Below are 20442 nucleotides of genomic sequence, written 5' to 3' on the forward strand. Positions count from 1 at the left end.
GCCGGGGGCGGCAACCTGCCCAGGTGTGTCGTAGTCTGGTTTCCTCGAAGAGAGCCGGTCATTCGGCTCGGCTGACAATCGGCGTCGTCTGACAAAGGGGTTCACCGGAACGTGGTCACCGCGCTTTCGATCCTGCTGATCCTCACGAGCCTCGTGCTCGTGCTGCTGGTCCTGCTCCACAAAGGGCGGGGCGGCGGTTTGTCCGACCTGTTCGGTGGAGGGGTGACGTCGAGCCTGGGTGGCTCCTCCATCGCCGAGCGCAACCTCGACCGCATCACGGTCGGTATGGGCCTCATCTGGTTCGCCTGCATCGTGGCGCTCGGTTTGTTGCTCAAGTTCAGCTAGTCTCCTCTCACCCGATTCCAGCCAGGCTTTCGCAGTTTCACCACCAGACCATCGACGTAAAGCCCGACCGTTTCCTCGAATCCGATATAACGCCGATGTCAGCATCCATCGGTCGGCACGTCAGTCATTCCGTACGAGGGAGATCGTCCGTGGCAAGTGGCAGCGCCATTCGAGGAAGCCGGGTCGGTGCCGGTCCGATGGGAGAGGCCGAGCGGGGTGACACCGCTCCACGCCGTCGCGTCACCTACTGGTGCGCCAACGGGCACGAGACCCGGCCGAGCTTCGCGATCGAGGCGCAGATTCCGGACTCCTGGGACTGTCCGCGATGCGGTCTGCCGGCCAGCGTCGACTCCGGCAACCCCCCGCCGGTGCCGCGCAACGAGCCGTACAAGACACACCTGGCCTACGTGAAGGAACGCCGTAGCGAGGAGGAGGCCCGCCAGATCCTGGAGGAGGCCCTTCAGCAGCTGCGCGGCCGGGTGAACCGGGGCGAAGTCATCCTCTGAGCCGGCGTGGGCCGGTAGGTCCGCAGTCCGTTCGGTGAGTGGTGGGCCTCAGGTCGACTCCGTTCCCCTGATCGTCCCCTGATCGGCGGGGTCGGCTCGAGCCCGACGCCGGGCCGTCCGTTCCGACCCGCCCCCGTTCCGATACACGTTCCGATGGCCGGTCGCGTGATCCACGCGACCGGCCATCGGCATGTGAGCGCCCTGTTCGACATCACCTCGGGTTCAGGTGACCTCGGTTCCTCGTGACTCGGCGTCGCGATCGAGTCTTTGCGTCCGGCCCCGGCCAGGTCGGTGCCCGCGTCCTTGTGCGCCTGCTTCTCACCCGCTCTACTGAGCAGGTCAGGACATCCCATGTCCCACGTCCGGCGTCGTGGCACCGCCGTGCCGGTCCCACGGCACCCGGGTTCGGCCGACGACGATCGAGGAGCCGCCATGGCCACCTCACCAGCCCACGAACGCCGCGGGGCGTTCCCCACCCGCGGCAGGAGCAGGCGACGTGCCGTCCTCGCCGCCAGCCTGACCGCCGCCAGTCTCGGCCTGGCCGCGACGAGCCCGGCTCGGGCGGCCCCACCGGCACCGGCGGATGCGGTGAGTGCAGCGGGTCGGGCGGCGTTTCCTGATGTGGGTGGACGGTGTCCAGGTCGCGGCCGCCACCTCGCCGGCGGGGTCGGTCACCGAGGGAAAGGAGTTCGGCGTCCAGGGCATCCACATCGGTGAGCGGGTGGACGGGACCAGCCGGTTCCGAGGCTCGCTGGACGAGGTGCGGGTCTATCGCCGCGCGTTGTCGCCTTCGGAGATCACCCGGCTGTACGAGACGAACCTCTCGGGCCGCCGCGGCCTGGCGCTGTGGCTGCCGTTCGAGCGCGTCGACCCCAACTGACGCTGCCGACAGGCGAGGAAGTTCGGTGAGGCGGGAAGACCTGCGGGTGCTCTGGGCCCCGTGGGTCTTCCCGCCTCGTCCCGCTCACGCGTGCTCGGCAACCGACGAAGCGGTGTCAGCGGCGGACGGTGCGGCTGCGGCTCGGCTCGCTCTCGTGCTGGATCCGGTCGAGCGCGGTGACGACGTAGGTGTAGGTCTGCCCCGTGCCCGCCGTGGTGTCGACGAACGTCTGCCGGCTCGCTCCGGTGTCGCGGACCGTCGCCACCAGGCCGTGCGCGTCGGCGAGGTCGCAGGTGTCCACGGTGGCTCGCCCGTCGAACCGGTAGACGGCGTACGAGGTGGGTGCGGGCCCGCCCGGCGGACGGGCCACCCAGGTCAGCCGGATCCCGTCCGCGACCGGCTCGGCGGCGGAAAGCAGCGGCTGGGCGGGCGCGTGCCCGCCCAACTGCTCGGCCACCGGAATCAGCGCGGGCCGGGAGTAGTGCTCGGCGCGCACGATGTCCATGTGGCTCAGCCGGTTGGCCCGGACGTCCTTGGCGCTGAAGTACACGTCGCCGAGCACCTCGGGGTAGTCGCGGTTGAAGGTGAGGTGCCGGCTCATCTCCCGTGGATCGGACCACTCCGGCGACTGGGTGGACGTGCCGACCTTGTAGGTGGCCTGGCCGATGAAGAGCTGGACGTCGGTGCCCTCGACCTGCTCCGACCACCACGGGATCAGCACGGCGTAGTCGGCCGGCGCGAAGCCGATGCTCCAGTAGACCTGCGGAGCGATGTAGTCGATCCACTCCTCCCGCACCCACTTGCGGGTGTCGGCCGCGAGGTCGTCGTAGGTCTGGGCCCCCGCCGTGGTGGCCGAGCCTTCCGGGTCGGTGGCCTGGTTGCGCCACACCGCGAACGGGCTGACGCCGAACTTCACCCACGGCTTGGCGTCCTTGATCGCCGCACCCAGCTCCTGGATCAGCAGGTCGATGTTGTGCCGCCGCCAGGACGCCTTGTCGGCGAAGCCGTCGCCGTACCGCTCGTACGTCGCGTCGTCGTCGAACGGCGTCGTGCCCACCGGGTAGGGGTAGAAGTAGTCGTCGAAGTGCACTCCGTCGATGTCGTACCGCCGCACCGCGTCCATGATCGCGTCCTCGCAGAAGCGGCGGACCTCCGGAATGCCGGGGTTGTAGTAGAGCTTCCCGCCGTAGGCCACGATCCAGTCCGGGTGCTTCCGGGCGGGGTGGTCGGGGGTGAGGACGGACGGGTCGGTCCCCATGCTCACGCGGTAGGGGTTGAACCACGCGTGGAACTCCAGGTTGCGCGCGTGCGCCTCCCGGACCGCGAACTCCAGCGGGTCGTAGCCGGGATCGCGTCCCTGGGTGCCGGTCAACCAGGACGACCAGGGTTCGTACGGCGACGGCCAGAACGCGTCGGCGGTCGGCCTGACCTGGACCACGACCGCGTTGAACCGGTTGCGTTCGGCGTCGTCCAGCAGGGCGCGGTATTCGGCCTGCTGTTCGGCAACACTGAGCCCGGGACGGGAGGGCCAGTCGATGTTGGCCACACTCGCGATCCACACCGCGCGGAACTGGCGCTTGGGCATGGCCGGATCCGGCGCCGGGCAGTCGGCGGCGGCGTGGCTCACGCCGGTACCCGCGGCGGCCGCGGCGGGGGAGGCGCCGAGCGCGAGCCCCCCGGACACCGACGCGAACGCGGCGCCCAGGCCCACGCCCAGAACGCCGCGGCGGGACAACGCGTGCGGTCGCTGCGGACCGTGCCCCTCTGACCACTGTGCCGGCGACTGTGCGGACGACTCATCGGACGACTCTGCGAAACCGGACTCGTGGACCACGGGTACCCCCTCGGACGACGGCGTTTCGAAGGAATTGTGCCGGTGAGAGTCGTGACGCGTCTATCGTTCACGGCGACGAATCCAGCCCCTCGACCGCCACGCCGGTGAGCTGCTCGGACCGCTCCCACAGCCGGGCGGCGGTCTCGGGGTCGTATGCCTTGGCCGTGGCCTTCACCCTGGTGGGATGGCCGCGGGAACCGCCGAAGGAGTCCGGGCCGAAGAACTCCCCGCCGCGCACGTCGGGCATCGTCGCGGCGTACAACGTGGTCAGCGCGCCCTGGGCGGCGGGCTGGGCGACGAGCCGGGTGACGGCAGCGCTCGCGTGCCGCACCCAGGCCCGGCGCCGGGTCTGCGCGGCGGCGTTCTGCAGGTTGGTGGCGGCGTATCCGGGGTGGGTGGCCACGCTGGTCAGCGGCATGCCCGCCCGATCGGCCCGGCGCTGCAGCTCGAACGTGAACAGCAGGTTGGCCAGCTTGCTCTGCCCGTACGCCTTCCACGGGCCGTACCTGCGTTCGGACATCAGGTCGTCGAAGTCGATGGTGCCCATCGCGTGCATCTGGCTGGAGACGGTGACGACCCGCGGCTCCGGAGCGGCGAGAAGGGCGGGCAGCAGCAGCCCGGTCAGGGCGAAGTGGCCGAGGTGGTTGACGCCGAGCTGGCGCTCGAAGCCGTCGACGGTCAGCGCGCGTGGCAGGGCCATGATGCCCGCGTTGTTGACCAGCAGGTCGAGCGAGGGGTGCTCGGCGGTGACGTCGGCGGCGAACCCGCGCACGCTGCTCAGGTCGCCCAGGTCGAGCGGGCGCAGCTCGACGGCCGGGCGGGCGAGCTCGCGCCGGATCCGGGCCAGCGCGGCCTCGCCGCGCCGGAGGTCGCGGCAGGCCAGCACCACGGCGGCGCCGTACCTCGCCAGCTCGAGCGCGACGTGGTAGCCGAGGCCGGCGTTGGCTCCGGTCACCACCGCGGTGCGGCCGGTGAGGTCGGGAATCTGGTCGGCAGTCCAGGACGGTGAACCCATGCGCTCATCATCGCCGCCGCCACCGACACCCGGCCGAAGGGGGCCGAACCAGGGCGAACGGGGCGGGACCAAGGCGGCCCGTGACCGGGTGCCGGGATCGCGGCCGACTGGCGACCGTCCGGCGATCAGGCATACTCGGGTGCTGTGAAGCTCCTCAGAAACAGTGCCGCCGGCAAGGCCTCCGACGTCGCGATCGGCTACCTCATGCGCGCCGGTATCGACGGCGGCGGCGACCTCGCCTCGGCGAGCAAGGCCGCGGAGCGGGCGCTGGCCGCCACCGACGACCCGGAGCAGGCCATCGACCGGATCGTCGCCATGCACACCAGGCTCGCCGCCGCCGGTGGGTTCGTCACCGGTCTGGGTGGGTTCCTGACGCTTCCGGTGGCGCTCTCGGCCAACGTGGTGGGCTTCTACGTCGTGGCCACCCGGATGGTCGCGGCGATCGCCGCGGTGCGCGGCCACGACGTCAGTCACGACGCCGTCCGTACGACCGTGCTCCTCACCCTCACCGGCAACGACTCCAGCACCGTGTTGTCGAAGGCGGGCATCGGTGTGAACGGCATCGCCGCGGCCGCCCTGCAGGGCGTGTCCCCGGCGGCGTTGATGATGGTCAACAAGGCGGTGGCGTTCCGGTTGTTCGCGCAGGTCGGCCAGAAGAGCCTGGCTCGGCTAGGTCGCGCGGTGCCGGTGGTGGGTGGCGTCGTCGGCGGCGCCTTCGACGCGATGCTGATGCACCGGATCGCCTCGCACGCCCGGATGCACTTCCCCCAGGCGCCGCGTGAGCTCGGCGCCGACCAGGCCGCCGAGCGCGGCTGAGAGCCACAGCGGAGCAGGGCGTTCAGCAGATCAGGCCACGCTTGCTGGCGATTCCGTGCGCGGTCGGGCTGGCGCCCACCCAGCGCGGGTCGGCGGGCTCACTCGCCCGTTGGTACCTCAGGTCGCAGGAGAGCCGCACCCGGGTCGAGGTGTTGTCCAGACTCCCGTGCAGCGTGTACATCGGGAACGTCACCACATCGCCTGCGGCGTACTCCCCGGTGACCCAGCGCAGGCCGAGGTCGGCGCGCAGCGCCACCGGGTCGGGGGAGAAGACGCCGTTCCAGCCCCAGCGCCCCTCCCGCGCGAGCTCGGCCTCCTCCTCGTCGTTCTCGCAGTACGCGTCGACGTCGCGGGTGTGGTAGTCGCGGCGTACGCTCTCCAGCCGGTTCGACCCCTCCAGCAGCATCAGGCCGCCGAGCCGAAGGTCGACGTCACCGAGCGGCACCCACGCAGTGAGCAGGTTCGGCGTACCGCGATTCATGAACACGCTGTCGCCGTGTGGTGCGGTGCCCCGGCCCGGGCGGACCGCCCGCAGCCAGGTGTAGTCGTAGTGGCGGACCGGCTCGCCGAACAGCCGCTCGTACAGCCGGACCATCGCGCCCGCGTACAGCACCCGCCGCAGCGGTTCGCTCGCCTTCGCCAGGTCGTCGAAGATGCGGTTGTGCTCGCTCGGACCGGGCACGGCGAGCATCGGGTCGGCTTCGGGGTCGAGGATGCCCTCGCCCGCCAGTGAGGTGGCGATGTCGCGCCGGGCGGCCAGCACCTCCTCCCGGTCGAGGTACCCGGGAAGGTACAGATAGCCGTCGGTGTCCAGCCGGCGCCAGAGTTCGTCCGGGTCGTTCACCGCGTCGTCGGAACGCCGCAGTGGGCCGAGCGCGTCCGGACTCGGTTGCAGGGTGCGGTCCTGGGCGCGCAGCGGCGGCAGCTCCGAGGTCGCGACGGACGAGGTGGTCGAGGCGGTCGCCATGTCGGCTCCTCCGTTGCCAAGAGACGGGCACTCCCGGACGCGCGGGTGTCCCGTCGCGGGTGCCACCCCCAGAATGGTGGGCACCGACGGCGAGCGGCAAGGCTCGGCAGCGATGCGACCGGCTGTGGTCGCGCGGGGAGGCCGGATGGGCAGGGCGCGGGTGTGCGTGCTCGGCAGCGCCAACATGGACCTGGTGGTGTACGCCGAACGCGCGCCGGAGCTGGGGGAGACGGTCACCGGCCGGCGGTTCGTCACCGTGCCCGGGGGCAAGGGCGCCAACCAGGCGATCGCGGCCGCGCGCGCCGGCGGTGCCGTCACCATGGTCGGTTCGGTCGGCGGCGACCCCTACGGCCGGCAGTTGCGCGCGGTGCTGGACGACGCCGGCGTGGACACCCGTGCGCTGGCCGAGGTGGCCGAGGCCACGGGTACGGCGCACATCCTGGTCGAGGACGGCGGCGACAACTCGATCGTGGTCGTACCCGGCGCGAACGGCACGGTGCACGGCCCGGCCCCGGGTCTGGAGGACGCGTTGAGCGGCGCACACCTGCTGTTGCTCCAGCTGGAGTTGCCGCTGGACGCGGTGCTCGCGGGGGCGAGGGCGGCGCGGGAACGCGGTGTCAAGGTCGTCCTGACACCGGCGCCGGCCCGGCCGTTGCCGGCGGACCTGCTGGCGTGTGTCGACCTGCTGGTGCCCAACGAGTCCGAGGCGCGGGTGCTGACCGGGAAGGACGACGCGGAGTCGGCCGCGCGGGCGCTGGCGGAGACGGTGCCGGAGGTCGTGGTCACCCTCGGCGCGGACGGTGCGCGCTGGCTACGCCGGGACGGCGCCGGCGAGCACGTGCCCGCGCCGTCGGTCCAGGTGCGCGACACCACCGCGGCCGGGGACACGTTCGTGGGCACCCTGGCGGTCGCGCTCGGCGAGGGCCGGCCGATGGAGCAGGCCCTGCGGTGGGCGACCGCCGCAGCCGCGCTGTCGGTGGGACAGGAGGGCGCGAGCACCTCCATGCCGGCCCGGGCGCGGATCGAGGAGTTCGGCGCCGAGACGTTCGGCGCCGAGACGTTCGGCGCCGAGTCGTTCGGGGCGCCATTCGACGGCGGGGCGTCCGAGCGGTGATCCGGCGTCCCAGGGCTCCGGCTCAGGACCCGGCTCGGGTCTCGGCTCAGGCCCGGCCGCGGACGACCAGCCCGTCCAGCAGGTCCTGTGTCGCCCGGGCGACCGCCTCCACCGCCGCGTCGAACGCCTCGGCGTTGTGCGCGGCCGGGGCGCGGAACCCGGAGATCTTCCGGACGTACTGCAGCGCGGCGGCGTGCACGTCGGTGGACGTGGCGGACTCGACGTACGGCGCCCGCAGGGTCTTGATGCTTCGGCACATCTGCTTCTCCTCGCACTCGACGCCGTCCAGTCAACCACCGACCACCCCCGTCCCCGGAGGCTGCCGCGGCCACCGGCGAGGATCGGTCGCGACATGAACGCCGAGAACGACCCGCACGACCCGGGCGAACCGCAGGACCCACGCGACCCGCGTGATCCGGGTGATCCGCGCGTGACCCCTCCGCTGCTGGACTTCGTACTCGCGAACGCGCAGATCCGGGCCGTGGGGGCCATGGGCTCGCGGCAGGTCCGCGACAACGGCTACACGCTCGTGCGGCGTACCGTGCCCGACTACAACCTGATCTTCCTGCGGCAGGGCCGGGTGACCTGGGTCCTCGGCGACGAACCCGTTCCGCTGGCCGCCGGCGATCTGCTGGTGGTCCCACCCGGCGTTCCGCACCACGCCACTCCGGTGAGCAGGCGCGTGGTGCTGGGGTCGCTGCACGTGGAGGCCACGCTGGCCGGCGGTCAGGACGTCTTCGACCTGCTCCGGCCGCCTCGCGTCCGCACGGTGCGGTCCGGCACCCGCCTCGCCGGGCACCTGCGTTCGGCGGTGGCCGAGTGGGATCGCGACCCCCGGCTGACCCGCCTCACGCTGCCCGCCTGGGCGCAGCTGGTGACCCTGGAGCTGCTGGTGCACGACGCCGAACTCGGCCTGCTGCGGCCCCGCCCGGTCGACCCGGTGGTCGCCTGGGTGCTGGACGAGCTCACCGAACGCGTCGGGCGGCGGACGACTCTGGACGACCTGGCCGGCAGGTTCGGGTTCAGCGGGCAGCATCTGAACCGCGTCTTCGGCCGGGTGCTCGGCGTCACTCCGCTGCAGTACCTCACCCGGCTGCGACTGGACCGGGCCGCGGCGATGCTGATCGACCGGCAGCTGACGATCAGGGCGGTCGCCCGGGAGGTGGGCTACGACGACCCCTACTACTTCAGCCGGGCGTTCCGGGCGCGGTTCGGCCGCAGCCCGTCGGAGTACCGGCGCGACCTCGACCCGGTGAGCCCGTTCGACTGAGCCCACCCCGTACCCGGGATTCAGATTGTCCATCCCGGCGTTCACCGCATCCATTCCGTCCCGCGCGACGCGGACCTAGCGTGACGGAAGTGCCGGAGATCCGGAAACGATGCCAAGGAGTGCAATGAGTGCAATGACTGGCCTGGTCACCACGGTCACCGCGGAGCAGTGGGACTTCTACGAGGAGAACGGCTACGTCGTCCTCGGCCGCGTCCTGTCCGACGACGACCTGTCCGGACTGCGCGACCGCATCGACGACATCATGCTCGGCCGCGCCGCCATCGACTACGACCGGCTGCTGATGCAGCTCGACAGTCGCAACGGCGCGTACGGCGACGCCGGAAAGCAGTCCAAGGGCTGGAAGGGCGCGACGCTGGACTACCGCAAGATCCAGGACCTCGAGTTCGACCCGCTGTTCCTGTCCTACCTCCGGCAGCCGCTGTTCGAGGAGATCTGCCGGCAGACCTATGGCGACGCGCCGGTCTCGGCGTTCCGGGCGATGTTCATGAACAAGCCGGCCCGCCAGGGGACGTTCCTCCCGTGGCACCAGGACCGCTGGGCGTTCCTCGACCGCGACCCGCTGATCACGGTGTGGACCGCGCTCGACCCGGCGACGGTCGCGAACGGCTGCGTCCAGGTGATCCCGGGCAGCCACAAGTACGGCCTGATCAACCCCGAGCACGGCTCCGGTTTCCTCAAGGAGGAGCAGGCGAAGGAGTACTGCCTGCCGGAGAAGGTGCACCACCTCGAACTCCAGCCGGGCGAGGCCGTCCTGCTGCACAACTGGCTGGTGCACTCCTCCGACGTCAACTCCACCGACATTCCCCGCCGCGCCTTCAGCGTCTGCTACATGGACGCGCGCACCCAGCACACGAAGGGCCGCGAGGAGTACTCCCGAGTGTTCGGCGAGGGCGCGCTGACCCCGGCGGACCTCAAGCCCGGCAGCCCGGTCGCCACCGCCTGAGTCCCGTCGTGCCGTCCGTCACAGCTCCCACACGGACACGCTGACGAACCTGATGCGTTCGTACGCCGACCGCTCGCCCGCCTCGTGCAGCACCCCGATCCCGGCGTGCCCGGGGTCGGAGCCGCTGCCGAGGTGGTCGGGGTGGTCGGGCTGGTCGAGGTGGGAGAGGTCGACAAGATCGGAGTAGGCCGCCGGCCCGGGCCACACCACCAGCGAACGTGCCCAGGTGTGGCCCGCGTCGGCGCTCACCCGCAAGGTGAGGTTGCGCCGCTCGCCCGCGTCATCCGGACCGGCGAACACCAGCAGGGCCGGCGGGCTCGGGACCGACAGCACCGAGCACTGCACGACCGGGGCGACCAGGCCGGACACCGAGGCGTACGGCCGATCGAAGGTCTCCCCACCGGACGAGCTCCACGTGTGCGCCCGGGTGGTCACGGCACCGTCGGCCTGGTTGCGGGTGGCGGCGTAGGCCCGGCCGTCGGGGAGTTCGGCGACGGCGGTCTCGTTAGGCCTGATCTCCTCACCCGCCGCACTGTCGGGCCCACCGGGCCCACCGGGCCCACCGGGGTCGACCGCCCCGATCCGCCACGACCGGCCGCCGTCGTCGCTCAGCAACAGGTGCCCGCCGTAGCCGGTGCCGGGTGCGGAGTGGTTCGCGGGTACGACCAGGCGGCCGGGGAACGAGCCCATCCGCAGCGCCACCCCGTGTCCTGGGCCGGTGGCGTACCACCGCCAGTCCGGACGCTTCGCCGTCTCGGTGACGTCGACCGGCTCGCTCCACGTCCGGCCCGCGTCGGTGCTGCGCCGAACGCGTACCCGGCGGCCGTCCGCCGGCCCGACCCGACCGGTCAGGATGCGCTCCTCGCTCGCGTCCGCCGCCGCGCAGGTGCTGAGCAGAACCACGTCGCCGGTGGCCGGATCCACCACCGGACAGGGGTTTCCGACGGTCAGGTCGGTGCCGGTGGCGACCACCGCCAGGGGACCCCACGTGCGACCGCCGTCGGCCGACCGGCGGAGTACGAGATCGATCCGGCCGGTGTCCCCCGCGCCGTCCCGGCGGCCCTCGGCGAACGCCAGCAGCGTCCCGTCGCCCGCGAGCACGAGCGCCGGGATCCGGAACGTGTGGTAGCCGTCGGTCCCGGCCGCGAACACCGTCGTGTCCCCCGCGGTGGTCCCGGTCAGCACAGCCCGGCGCGTTCGAGGTGGCCGAGCACGGCGGCGTTCTCGGTGTCGTTCAGCCCGATCATCGGCCGGCTGGTGGTGCCGGAGGCGATCACGCCGCGGTGGACCAGCGCCGCCTTGAACGCGCCGATCGCCGCGGAGTAGCGCCCCATCCGGGCCGGGTCGCCGGCGTCGATCATCCCGAACAGCGCACGCAGGCGTTCCTGCTCCGCGGTCGCGGCGGCCCAGTCCCCACGGCGCGCGGCGTCGTACAGCCGGACGTACCCGTGCGGATCGACGTTGCCGAGTCCGGGGACGATCCCGGCCCCGCCCGCCAGCAGGGCGAGGTCGGCGTGGGTCTCCGAGCCGGTGAACGCGACGAACCCGGGCACCAGCGCGGTGGCGCCGCACGCCGCGCGGAACCCGTCGACGTCGCCGCTGGAGTCCTTCAGCCCGGCCAGTACGCCGTCCGCGGCGAGTTCGGCCACCAGACCGGTGGGCAGTTTGGTGTGCACCGCACTCGGGATGTCGTACGCCAGCAGCGGGAGGTCCACCGCCTCGCGGACGGACCGGAAGTGGACCGCGATCTCGGCCGGGTGGGTGGGGGCGTAGAACGGCGCCGTGGCGACCAGGGCGTCGGCGCCGAGCCGGGCCGCGGTGCGGGCGTGGCCGAGCACCCGCTCGGTGGTCAGGTCGATGGTGCCCGCGACCACCGGGACCTGGCCCGCGACGAGACCCACGACCGCGGACAGCACGCGGGCGCGACGGTCGTCGGTGAGGTACGCCGTCTCGCCGGTCGAGCCGCCCACGAAGAGTCCCGCCACGCCGGCGTCGAGCAGGAAGCCGCAGAGGCGCTCGAGGGAGGCGAGATCGAGTTCGCGGTCCGGGGTGAGTGGCGTGCACACGGGCGGGATCACGCCGCCCGCGACGGGCCGGGCCGACTGCGGGTGGTGGGGTGCGGGTTGACCGGGCACGAAACTCCTCGAAGACATGGGACATGGGATGTCTGGACGGCCGAGCGTTACGCTAGCCGAGGTTCGTTCCGATCCGAAAGGTGTGTACTCCATGGCGGAAAGTGGCCGGCGCAGGCACCTGGAGGAACGCGTCGTCGACCTGATCCTCGAGCAGGGCCTGCCGGCCGGTGCGCCGCTCCCGTCCGAGCCGGCTCTGGTCGACACGCTGGGCGTGAGCCGCAACTCCGTGCGGGAGGCTCTGCGCGCGCTGCACACGCTGGGCATCGTGGACATCCGGCACGGCTACGGCACGTTCGTGGGGAGCGCGCCGCTGACCGCGGTGACGCCGGGCCTGCTGTTCCGTACCCGGCTGCGGGTGCGTGACGACCCCGGCGCCCTCGCCGACCTGGTGGAGGTCCGCGAACTCCTCGAGCTCGGCCTGATCGAACACGTCGCCACCAGCGTCGACGAAGCCCAGCTCGAGACCCTGGACCGCGCGGTCGAGGCGATGGCCGAGGGCGATCTCGCCGCCGCCGACCGCCGTTTCCACGAGGCGCTGTACGCACCGGTGGCCAACGAGCTCGCCATTCAGCTGATCTCGGTGTTCTGGGACATCTACCACCAGGTGGCCGGCGAACTGGAACGCACGCCGGTCGATCGTGACCGGGTGGTCCAGGGGCACCGCCGGGTGGTGGAGGCGCTCCGCTCGGGCGACCCGGCGCAGGCCCGGCAGGCGTTGCTGAACCACTTCGCCGACCTGCGCGATCGCGTCCGGCGGCTGGTGACGGCCGTCTCCGAGTCCCGCTGACTCCGGCTCCGCGCCCGCACGCCCGCCTGCCCGCGGCTTCCCCGGACCGGGCGACATCCGCGGACCGGGCGGCTTCCACGCCCGGGTGACCTCTGCGGATCCCGCGCCGCTCACCGGTCCGACCGGCGGGCCCTCGGCGGCCGCCCGAGGTGGGAGTGCCCCTCGGGCAACTGGCACGATGTGGCCGTGCCCCGATCCCTCGACGAACTCCGCGACCTGCTCGACCTCGAGAAGATCGAGGACAACCTCTTCCGTGGCCGGCAGCCCGAGACCAGGCTCCAGCGGGTGTTCGGCGGCCAGGTCGCGGGCCAGGCCCTGGTGGCGGCCAGCCGCACCATGGGACCGGACCGGATGGTGCACTCGCTGCACGCGTACTTCCTGCGCCCGGGCGACACCAGCGTCCCGATCGTCTACGACGTCGAGTGCACCCGCGACGGCCGGTCGTTCAGCACCCGGCGGGTGGTGGCCCGCCAGCACGGCCGGACGATCTTCTACATGAGCGCGTCGTTCCACGTGCCCGAGCCCGGTTACGAGCACCAGGACGCCATGCCGGACGTACCCGACCCCGAGCGCTGCCCGACCCTGGGCGAGGTGCTGGAGAAGGTGTCCGGCCGGCCCAGTGCCGCCTGGGCGGAGGAGTGGGCGGCGCTGGACGTGCGGTACGCCGGGGACTCCGCACGTGGCGGCGTGCCCGCCGACCCCGAGCACCCGGCCCGCGCCCGGGTGTGGCTGCGGGCCGCCGGCACCCTGCCCGACGATCCGGTGCTGCACAGCTGTGTGCTCGCGTACGCCAGCGACCTCACCCTGCTCGGCGCCACGCTGGTGCCGCACGGCACCCACATCGGCGCACCCGACCTGCAAACCGTGTCGCTGGACCACGCGATCTGGTTCCACCGGGCGTTCCGGGCCGACGACTGGCTGCTCTACGACCAGGTTTCCCCGTCGGCGGCGGACTCGCGCGGCCTGGCGACCGGGCGGCTGTTCACCCCGGACGGCTCACTCGTCGCCTCCGTCGTGCAGGAGGGGCTGATCCGGCAGGTTCCGCGTACGGAAAGGTAGGACCCATGATCGTGGCCTTCAGCATCAGTCCCACCAGCGGAGCCGACGACGGCAGTGTGAGCGAGGCGGTCGCCGAGGCGGTCCGGGTCGTCCGCGAGTCCGGGCTGCCGAACGAGACCAACGCGATGTTCACCAACATCGAGGGGGAGTGGGACGAGGTGATGGCGGTGGTCAAGCGGGCGGTCGACGTCGTGGCCGCGACCTCGCCCCGCGTCGGCCTGGTCCTCAAGGCCGACATTCGTCCCGGCCACACCGGCGAGCTCACCGGCAAGGTCGAACGCGTCGAGCGCCTGCTCGCCGACTGACGTACGCCCTGGACCCCGCGCGCGGCGACTACTCGTCGAGCACCAGGACGAACTCCGCGACCTCCGCGCCGCGGCCGTTGGCGAACCCCCGGTCCTGCCCGCACACCCGGAACCCGCACCGCTGCAGCACCCGCAGCGAGGCGGCGTTGTCCTGCACCGCGCGGGCGCGCAGTGGTCGCAGTGTCACCTCGGTCAGGAACGCCCGGAGCGCGAGGGTCGCGACGCCACGGCCCCAGTGCTCGCGGCCGAGCCAGTACGTCACCTCGGTGTCGCCGCCGGACTCGTAGCTCGCCACGTGCCCGGCGACCTGCCCGTCGGCAAGGATCGTCCGCACGATCCCGGTCGGGTGGGTACGGATGCGCTGCCAGCGGGCGGCGAACGCGTCACCGTCGCTCGGGTCGGCGGGGGTGAACGCCGCCATCCGGATCGCCTCCGGGTCCTGCAGGTGCCCGAAGAAGACCGGCAGGTCGGCGTCCTCGACGGCTCGCAGTCGTACGTCCGGTGCCGTCATGCCGACGTGTCCTCGGTACGTCCTCGCGGCCGCCCGTCGTCGGGTTCGGCCGGGTCGCGCAGCGGCCGCAGACCGGCCACGAGTTCGGCCACCCGGTCCGGCAGCACCAGCCGGGCCCGGACCGCACCGGAGGCGAGCCGGCGGGTCAGCCCGTCCAGCGGCAGGTCGGCGTTGGAGGCCAGCAGCAGCACGTTGCCGTACCTGCGGCCGCGTAGCTGCGACGGCTCGGCGATCAGCGCCACGTGCGCGAACACCTCCCGTAGGGTGGCCGCCTCCGCGCGGGCGTGGCGTTGCTCGGTGCGGTCGGCGACGTTGGCGACGTACACCCCCGATGGGTCCAGCACCCGCACCAGGTCGTGCGCGAACTCCAGGGTGGTCAGGTGTTCCGGCACCCGGTTTCCGGTGAACGCGTCCCGGATCACCACGTCCTGGGAGCCGTCGCGCAGTGACGCCAGGCCGGCGCGGGCGTCACCGATGCGGACACCGATGCCGCGGCCGCGTACCAGACCGAAGCCCTCCCGCACCAGGTCGACCAGAGCCCCGTCGATCTCGAACACCACCTGCCGTGAGCCCGGCCGGGTGGCGGTGACGTAGCGGGCGAGGGTGCAGCCGGCGCCGCCGAGGTGCGCGACCCGCAGCGGACCGGGAGGCAGGTGGTCGAGGATGTCGCCGGTCCAGCGGACGTACTCGAAGTCCAGCCGGGTCGGGTCGCCGAGATGGACGTAGGAGCTCGGGACGCCGTTGACGATCACGAACCACCCACCCGGGTCGCCCGGGTCGGCGGTGAGGGTGACCTCGCCGGTGTCGATGGGGTGGGTTCCGGCGGGTACGGCGGACTGTGCGGAATCGGCGGGGCCGCGGTTGGTGGCCCGCCGGGTCCGGGCGGGTGGTCGGCGGTCGGGCACACCTCAGCCTCGCACGCCGCCCGGCGGCCCGCCGGAGGGGGCCGCGACAGCCGCCGGCGTTCGAACGCAACCCGACCTTGACAGCTCTGCCGGACGGTTACGATCGCGCCATGGGCAGGATCTGCGTCCTGGACGCGCCGTCCAACCTCGGTCTGGCGATGCCCTCGCCCGGTGTCGTGCCCGGCTGCCACAAGCTGGCCGGTGCCCTGCGCGACAACGGCCTGGTGACCCGCAGCCGCGCCACCGACGTCGGCTGTGTCGTTGCGCCGCGCTACGACGCCGCGGGCTGGGAGCCCGGCGACGGAGTGATCAACGCCGCCGCCATCGCCGACTTCACCCGCCGGCTGGCCGACCGGGTGAGCGTACGACTGGCCGGCGGCGACTTCCTCGTGGTGCTCGGCGGTGACTGCAGCATCCTGCTCGGTCCCGCGCTCGCCCTGCGCCGGCACGGCCGGTACGGCCTGGTGTTCGTCGACGGCCACTCCGACTTCCGCCACCTGGGCGGCAACGCGGACTACGTGGGTGCCGCGGCGGGGGAGGACCTCGCGCTGGTGACCGGGCGGGGGCAGGACGACCTGGCCGACATCGACGGCCTGGCTCCGTACGTCCACGACCGGGACGCCGTGGTGCTCGGGATCCGGGACAACGACGTCCACCTCACCGAGCTTGCCGACCTCGGCATTCCGGTCCGAACCGCCCTTGCCATCCGGGCCGAGGGCGCCCGCCGGATCGCCAGCCAGACGGTGCGCTACCTCCGCGAACTCGACGGCTTCTGGGTGCACGTGGACGCCGACGTCCTCGACCCCCTGGTGATGCCGGCGGTCGACTCGCCCTGCCCGGGCGGGCTGGAACACTCCGAGCTCGCCGCGCTGCTCGGTCCGATGCTGGCCGACCCACGCTGCCGCGGCCTGGACGTCACCGTCTTCGACCCCGACCTCGACCCCGGCGGCACTCTCGCCGCCCGGTTCACCGAGACGATGGTGGAGGCGCTGGCGGGCCGGGCACAGGCGCAGGACTGAGGCCGCCGGCCGTGGGACACTGCCGGTAGCCGATCAGCGGAGGTGGGCCACGTGGCCGGCAAGGGAAAGTTCAGCAGGAGCGTGATCAACTACGCCGTGAAGTACGGCCCGCTGGCCTACGAGGCGGTCAAGCACGGACGCGAACCCGCCCAGCGCGCCGTCACCAACGCGCTCGCCCGCCAGGGCAACCGCCGGCAGGCCCTGCGGCACGCCGGGACCGTCGTCGACGGCTCGGTCCTCCGGGTCTTCCACCGGGGCGAGCAGGTGTGGGTGGTGTTCGCCGCGGAGACCCCGATCGCGGCCTACCCGGGCGTCGACCGGCCGCTGCCCGAGCTGCTCGAGCACGCCGACCTGAACCAACGCGTCCGGCCGGGTGAGGAGTCGTCGCCGCGACTGCCGGCCGGGCTCCCCGGACGGGTGCCGGACGCCGTACGCAAACTCCTTCCGCGCCGGCGCACCTGACCCACCGGCTCACTCGGCGGGCCCGTGCCAACCCGCCGGTCCGTCAGTAGTCGGGCCGGCGGCGCATCCGCTTGACGTCGCCCTGCCGCTTCTTCGACGACAGCCGGCGCTCCACCGACCCCCGGGACGGGCGGGTACGCCGGCGCGCTCTCGGCGGGGGTGCGAGTGCCTGGTCCAGCAGCATCCCGAGCCGGGCCAGCGCCGCCCGCCGGTTGGCGAGCTGGGATCGGTGCTCGGACGCGGTGACGGTGAGTACGCCGTCCACCAGCCGGTCACCGAGCCGGGACGTGGCCCGTGACCGTGCCGCCTCGCTCAGCGCGGGCGAACGCGCCAGGTCGAACGACAGGCTGACCCGGGAGTCGGTGGTGTTGACGCCCTGCCCGCCGGGGCCGCCGGCCCGGGAGAAACGCCAGGTCAGCTCGCCCGGGTCCAGGTCGACAGGGCCCACTCGCAGCGATCCCGGTGCCATCGGTGGCCTGTCAGCTCGACGTCGTGGAGGCCGTGGTGGCGGCGGTGACGGCAGCCATCGTGGCGGCGTTCACCGCGGCGACCGCCTTCTTCACCGCGTCCGCGGCCCAGGCGCCTTCGGAGATCTCCTTGGCCCGCCGCCGGACCGCGCGCCTGTCGGGCGCCTCGACCACCTTCGGCACGACGTCGATCGCCGCCAGCAGTGACACCAGCGCGCCGGTCCGGTCGTCCGGGGTGAGGCCCTGGACCAGCACACCCGACAGCGTCGTGCGCAGGGAGTTCTCGTGCGAGGAGTCCTCGGCGGGCCAGCGCGTGGTGGGGAAGATCCCGAGCACCCGGCCCTTCTCCTGCCGGAGTACGCCGCGGCCGGCGAGGTCGGCGAGCAGCCGTTCCCGCAGTCCCTTGGCGAGTTTGCCGAGGACGTTCGCGGGCTTGCTGCCCTCCCGCGCGTCCAGGATCGACAGACCGTGGTCGAGGACCGGCTCGCCGGTGGGGCTCTCGTCGCGTACGACCAGGCGCCCCTTGCGTACGTCCTCGCCCGGACCCGCGACGTCGACCTTCCCCCGCAGCGTCAGTTCGAGCAGGACCGCGCCGGCGAGGGCGTGGTCCAGTTTGGTGCCGTCGGTCACCGGCAGTCCGGTGCTGTCGTCCAGGAGTAACAGCAGCAGGTCCTCCGCCAGGAGCATGGTCCGGTCCCCGTCCAGGTCGTCATGCGTGATGGGTCGTGATGCGTGAGTGGTCGTGATGCGTGGGTCAGGGTCGCCCCCAGCATAGGAGGTGCGGTGACCACCACCGGTAGCTCGCCGCCGGACTGTCAGACGGTCGTGGAAGACTCCGCTGACATGGGATACAACGCTGCCGACGATCGTTACGACACGATGCAATACCGCCGCTCCGGTGCCAGCGGCCTGCACCTGCCCGCCGTCTCACTCGGCCTGTGGCACAACTTCGGTGACGACGTGCCGCTGGAGCGGCAGCGGGGGATCCTCAGGCGGGCCTTCGACCTCGGGATCAACCACTTCGACCTGGCCAACAACTACGGTCCGCCCGCGGGGTCGGCCGAGCTCAACTTCGGCAAGCTGTTCAAGCAGGACTTCACGCCCTACCGCGACGAACTCCTCATCTCCACCAAGGCGGGTTACCTCATGTGGCCGGGCCCGTACGGCGAGTGGGGCTCGCGCAAGTACCTCCTCGCCAGCCTCGACCAGAGCCTCTCGCGGATGGGCCTGGACTACGTCGACGTCTTCTACTCCCACCGGTTCGACCCGGACACTCCGCTGGAGGAGACGATGGGCGCGCTGGACACCGCGGTGCGCCAGGGCAAGGCGCTGTACGCCGGGATCTCGTCCTACTCCCCGGAGGACACCCGCAGGGCTGCCGCGATCCTCGCGGACCTCGGTACGCCGATGCTCATCCACCAGCCGTCGTACAGCATGCTCAACCGCTGGATCGAGGAGGCGCTGCTGGACGCGCTGGAGGACGCCGGAGCCGGCTGCATCGCCTTCTCCCCGCTGGCGCAGGGAATGCTCACCGACAAGTACCTCAACGGCATTCCGGAGGGTTCGCGGGCCTCGCAGGGCAAGTCCCTGTCACCGGACCAGCTGTCGGAGAAGAACCTCGGCCACATCCGCGCCCTGAACGCGATCGCGGAGCGCAGGGGGCAGTCGCTGGCTCAGATGGCGCTGTCGTGGGCGCTGCGCGACCCGCGGATGACGTCGGTCCTCGTCGGCGCCAGCAGCATCGGGCAGCTCGAGGACAACGTGGCCGCGCTCAACCGGCTCGACTTCACCGCGGCCGAGCTGGACGAGATCGACAAGCACGCGGTGGAGGCCGGTATCAACCTGTGGGCGAGGTCCAGCCGGATCGAGACCTCCTGACCGGGTGTTCCTCAGGGACATTTCGGGGTCGGCTAGGGGATGTCGCCGAAGCGCCCGGGCCGACTGCCGAGCGTAAGGTGTGCGCAGGAGGTAACCATGCTTCGGATCTTGCTGATCATCGCGATCGTCTGGCTGGTACTCAGCATCCTCGGCTTCCTGGTCAAGGGCCTGCTGTGGTTGGGCTTCGTCGCACTCGTGCTGTTCCTCGCCACGGCTGCGTGGGGATGGGTCAAGCGCAACTCCGCAAGCTGACGTGAGCTTGCGGACCACCTGAAGGTCCGGCCGCCGCGGCAAGGATTTCCTGCCGTGACGGACCGGAACCCGGGCGGCGTACCGACGCGGTGGTGACGACATCCGGTCGTCGCCACCGCGTCGTCGCGTTCACCTTCCTCTCACCGCCCGCCCACGAGCCGATCGACCCGCCTGCAAGCCGGAGTTGACGTTCGTTTGTCGTCGTCCCCCTAGCGTCCTGGGCACCGGCATCGGTCCGGTTTCGACGTGCACACAGCGGTCTCGTCCGTACGAGCTCCGTGTGCTTCTCACCGGGGCGGGGCGCCGGCATGTCCAATGGGGGGACAATCCAGATGCGACTTCGGTCGACCGTGGCCGCCTTCGTGGCGGCGCTGAGTGTGGCGATGACGGGCGTGGCGGTGCTCGGCGCGCCGGGCCCGTTCGTGGGCAGTGCGGACGCCGCCACCGCGATCCGGTTCGGCCGGATCCAGTACGACTCGCCCGGCACCGACAACCGCAGCAACAAGAGCCTGAACGCGGAGTACGTCGTGGTCCGCAACATCGGCACGACGTCGGTAAACCTTCGCGGGTGGACCGTGCGCGACGCGCAGCGCCACGTGTACACCTTCGGCACCTTCACGCTGAAGCACGGCACCTCGGTCACCCTGCACACCGGGCGGGGGACCAACACCGCGAGCCACCGCTACTGGGGTTCGGGTGCCTACATCTGGAACAACACCGGCGACACCGCCACGTTGCGGTCCGGCTCGGGCGCGACGCAGGACACCTGCCGTTGGACCAAGGCCGGCAGCGGCGCGACCAACTGCTGACGCCCGTCACGAACGTCTGCCCGCCGGCCCACCGCCCGGCGGGCAGACTTGTCTCCGGACCTATCCTCAGGCATGACGTACGGACTGTCGGCCGAGCTTGTGTGCTGGGCCGGCGGCCGGGCTCAGGGCTGGGCTTACAGCT

General features: G+C 72.1%; 25 protein-coding genes. 15 read left to right on the plus strand and 10 right to left on the minus strand.

What is annotated here, in order from left to right:
- Window positions 1-111: 111 nt before the first annotated feature.
- The 3 genes from secG to FHR37_RS09420 all read left to right on the plus strand — a co-directional run bounded on the left by secG (window position 112) and on the right by FHR37_RS09420 (window position 1731).
- Window positions 112-345: a preprotein translocase subunit SecG gene (secG, locus tag FHR37_RS09410; RefSeq protein WP_092883651.1), complete on the plus strand. Its 234-nt coding sequence runs from the start codon at window positions 112-114 to the stop codon at window positions 343-345.
- 149 nt (window positions 346-494) lie between these two features.
- Window positions 495-851, plus strand: a complete 357-nt coding sequence (locus FHR37_RS09415) for an RNA polymerase-binding protein RbpA (RefSeq protein ID WP_092883652.1) — start codon at window positions 495-497, stop codon at window positions 849-851.
- 592 nt (window positions 852-1443) lie between these two features.
- Complete coding sequence (locus FHR37_RS09420; protein ID WP_237768808.1) at window positions 1444-1731, plus strand: LamG domain-containing protein; 288 nt, start codon at window positions 1444-1446, stop codon at window positions 1729-1731.
- Window positions 1732-1846: 115 nt separating this feature from the next.
- On the opposite strand, the gene FHR37_RS09425 is transcribed toward FHR37_RS09420, so the two are convergent.
- A complete protein-coding gene (locus tag FHR37_RS09425; RefSeq protein ID WP_237768809.1) occupies window positions 1847-3442 on the minus strand; it encodes a glycoside hydrolase family 10 protein in 1596 nt (531 codons plus the stop codon).
- Window positions 3443-3632: 190 nt separating this feature from the next.
- Window positions 3633-4580 carry an oxidoreductase gene (locus FHR37_RS09430; protein ID WP_092883653.1) on the minus strand — a complete coding sequence of 316 codons (948 nt, stop codon included), beginning with the start codon at window positions 4578-4580 and terminating at the stop codon, window positions 3633-3635.
- Window positions 4581-4724: 144 nt separating this feature from the next.
- Between FHR37_RS09430 and FHR37_RS09435 the strand changes: the two genes are divergently transcribed.
- A complete protein-coding gene (locus FHR37_RS09435) occupies window positions 4725-5396 on the plus strand; it encodes an EcsC family protein (RefSeq protein ID WP_237768810.1) in 672 nt (223 codons plus the stop codon).
- A gap of 22 nt (window positions 5397-5418) precedes the next feature.
- On the opposite strand, the gene FHR37_RS09440 is transcribed toward FHR37_RS09435, so the two are convergent.
- Window positions 5419-6363 (minus strand): phytanoyl-CoA dioxygenase family protein, encoded by a 945-nt coding sequence (locus tag FHR37_RS09440; protein ID WP_092883654.1) that lies wholly within the window; start codon window positions 6361-6363, stop codon window positions 5419-5421.
- A 145-nt stretch (window positions 6364-6508) separates the two neighbouring features.
- Between FHR37_RS09440 and rbsK the strand changes: the two genes are divergently transcribed.
- A complete protein-coding gene (gene rbsK, locus FHR37_RS09445; RefSeq protein ID WP_092883796.1) occupies window positions 6509-7477 on the plus strand; it encodes a ribokinase in 969 nt (322 codons plus the stop codon).
- A gap of 46 nt (window positions 7478-7523) precedes the next feature.
- Here the strand turns inward: rbsK and FHR37_RS09450 are convergent, their stop codons facing one another.
- Entirely contained in the window at window positions 7524-7736 is a 213-nt protein-coding gene (locus FHR37_RS09450) for a DUF2277 domain-containing protein (RefSeq protein WP_092883655.1), read from the minus strand.
- A gap of 93 nt (window positions 7737-7829) precedes the next feature.
- Here FHR37_RS09450 and FHR37_RS09455 point away from each other — a divergent pair, with 93 nt between their 5' ends.
- Both FHR37_RS09455 and FHR37_RS09460 read left to right on the plus strand, forming a co-directional pair.
- Window positions 7830-8747 (plus strand): helix-turn-helix transcriptional regulator, encoded by a 918-nt coding sequence (locus FHR37_RS09455; RefSeq protein ID WP_092883656.1) that lies wholly within the window; start codon window positions 7830-7832, stop codon window positions 8745-8747.
- Between the two features lie 124 nt (window positions 8748-8871).
- Window positions 8872-9711: a phytanoyl-CoA dioxygenase family protein gene (locus tag FHR37_RS09460; RefSeq protein WP_175542529.1), complete on the plus strand. Its 840-nt coding sequence runs from the start codon at window positions 8872-8874 to the stop codon at window positions 9709-9711.
- Window positions 9712-9729: 18 nt separating this feature from the next.
- Here the strand turns inward: FHR37_RS09460 and FHR37_RS09465 are convergent, their stop codons facing one another.
- Together FHR37_RS09465 and FHR37_RS09470 are read right to left on the minus strand one after the other, a co-directional pair.
- On the minus strand, window positions 9730-10896 hold the full coding sequence (locus FHR37_RS09465) for a sialidase family protein (RefSeq protein ID WP_092883658.1): 1167 nt from the start codon (window positions 10894-10896) through the stop codon (window positions 9730-9732).
- The gene (locus tag FHR37_RS09470) at window positions 10890-11846 is read right to left on the minus strand and encodes a dihydrodipicolinate synthase family protein (protein ID WP_237768811.1); all 957 of its coding nucleotides are present in this window, start codon (window positions 11844-11846) and stop codon (window positions 10890-10892) included. The genes FHR37_RS09465 and FHR37_RS09470 overlap by 7 nt, the downstream gene beginning before the upstream one ends.
- Window positions 11847-11937: 91 nt before the next feature.
- Here FHR37_RS09470 and FHR37_RS09475 point away from each other — a divergent pair, with 91 nt between their 5' ends.
- The 3 genes from FHR37_RS09475 to FHR37_RS09485 all read left to right on the plus strand — a co-directional run bounded on the left by FHR37_RS09475 (window position 11938) and on the right by FHR37_RS09485 (window position 13997).
- Window positions 11938-12633 (plus strand): FadR/GntR family transcriptional regulator, encoded by a 696-nt coding sequence (locus FHR37_RS09475; RefSeq protein WP_092883797.1) that lies wholly within the window; start codon window positions 11938-11940, stop codon window positions 12631-12633.
- 186 nt (window positions 12634-12819) lie between these two features.
- Window positions 12820-13692 (plus strand): acyl-CoA thioesterase II, encoded by an 873-nt coding sequence (tesB, locus tag FHR37_RS09480; protein WP_092883798.1) that lies wholly within the window; start codon window positions 12820-12822, stop codon window positions 13690-13692.
- Between the two features lie 5 nt (window positions 13693-13697).
- Window positions 13698-13997, plus strand: a complete 300-nt coding sequence (locus FHR37_RS09485) for a thiamine-binding protein (RefSeq protein WP_092655575.1) — start codon at window positions 13698-13700, stop codon at window positions 13995-13997.
- Window positions 13998-14025: 28 nt separating this feature from the next.
- Here FHR37_RS09485 and FHR37_RS09490 read toward each other — a convergent pair whose 3' ends face one another.
- Complete coding sequence (locus tag FHR37_RS09490; RefSeq protein WP_092883660.1) at window positions 14026-14508, minus strand: GNAT family N-acetyltransferase; 483 nt, start codon at window positions 14506-14508, stop codon at window positions 14026-14028.
- Entirely contained in the window at window positions 14505-15413 is a 909-nt protein-coding gene (locus FHR37_RS09495) for a spermidine synthase (protein WP_237768812.1), read from the minus strand. Before FHR37_RS09495 ends, FHR37_RS09490 begins: the two co-directional genes overlap by 4 nt.
- 110 nt (window positions 15414-15523) lie before the next feature.
- Here FHR37_RS09495 and FHR37_RS09500 point away from each other — a divergent pair, with 110 nt between their 5' ends.
- Entirely contained in the window at window positions 15524-16432 is a 909-nt protein-coding gene (locus FHR37_RS09500) for an arginase family protein (RefSeq protein WP_092883661.1), read from the plus strand.
- A 51-nt stretch (window positions 16433-16483) separates the two neighbouring features.
- A complete protein-coding gene (locus tag FHR37_RS09505) occupies window positions 16484-16894 on the plus strand; it encodes a hypothetical protein (RefSeq protein ID WP_139238969.1) in 411 nt (136 codons plus the stop codon).
- 43 nt (window positions 16895-16937) lie between these two features.
- On the opposite strand, the gene arfB is transcribed toward FHR37_RS09505, so the two are convergent.
- Both arfB and FHR37_RS09515 read right to left on the minus strand, forming a co-directional pair.
- The gene (arfB, locus tag FHR37_RS09510) at window positions 16938-17348 is read right to left on the minus strand and encodes an alternative ribosome rescue aminoacyl-tRNA hydrolase ArfB (RefSeq protein WP_202818114.1); all 411 of its coding nucleotides are present in this window, start codon (window positions 17346-17348) and stop codon (window positions 16938-16940) included.
- 25 nt (window positions 17349-17373) lie between these two features.
- Window positions 17374-18048, minus strand: a complete 675-nt coding sequence (locus FHR37_RS09515) for a GOLPH3/VPS74 family protein (protein ID WP_092883664.1) — start codon at window positions 18046-18048, stop codon at window positions 17374-17376.
- A gap of 156 nt (window positions 18049-18204) precedes the next feature.
- Here FHR37_RS09515 and mgrA point away from each other — a divergent pair, with 156 nt between their 5' ends.
- The 3 genes from mgrA (at window position 18205) to FHR37_RS09530 (ending at window position 20300) form a co-directional block, all read left to right on the plus strand.
- Complete coding sequence (gene mgrA / locus FHR37_RS09520) at window positions 18205-19239, plus strand: L-glyceraldehyde 3-phosphate reductase (protein ID WP_092883665.1); 1035 nt, start codon at window positions 18205-18207, stop codon at window positions 19237-19239.
- 96 nt (window positions 19240-19335) lie between these two features.
- Complete coding sequence (locus FHR37_RS09525) at window positions 19336-19491, plus strand: hypothetical protein (protein ID WP_175542530.1); 156 nt, start codon at window positions 19336-19338, stop codon at window positions 19489-19491.
- A 332-nt stretch (window positions 19492-19823) separates the two neighbouring features.
- Complete coding sequence (locus FHR37_RS09530; RefSeq protein WP_092883666.1) at window positions 19824-20300, plus strand: lamin tail domain-containing protein; 477 nt, start codon at window positions 19824-19826, stop codon at window positions 20298-20300.
- Window positions 20301-20442 lie beyond the last annotated feature (142 nt).

Source organism: Actinopolymorpha cephalotaxi (genome assembly GCF_013408535.1).
Taxonomy (GTDB): Bacteria; Actinomycetota; Actinomycetes; order Propionibacteriales; family Actinopolymorphaceae; genus Actinopolymorpha; species Actinopolymorpha cephalotaxi.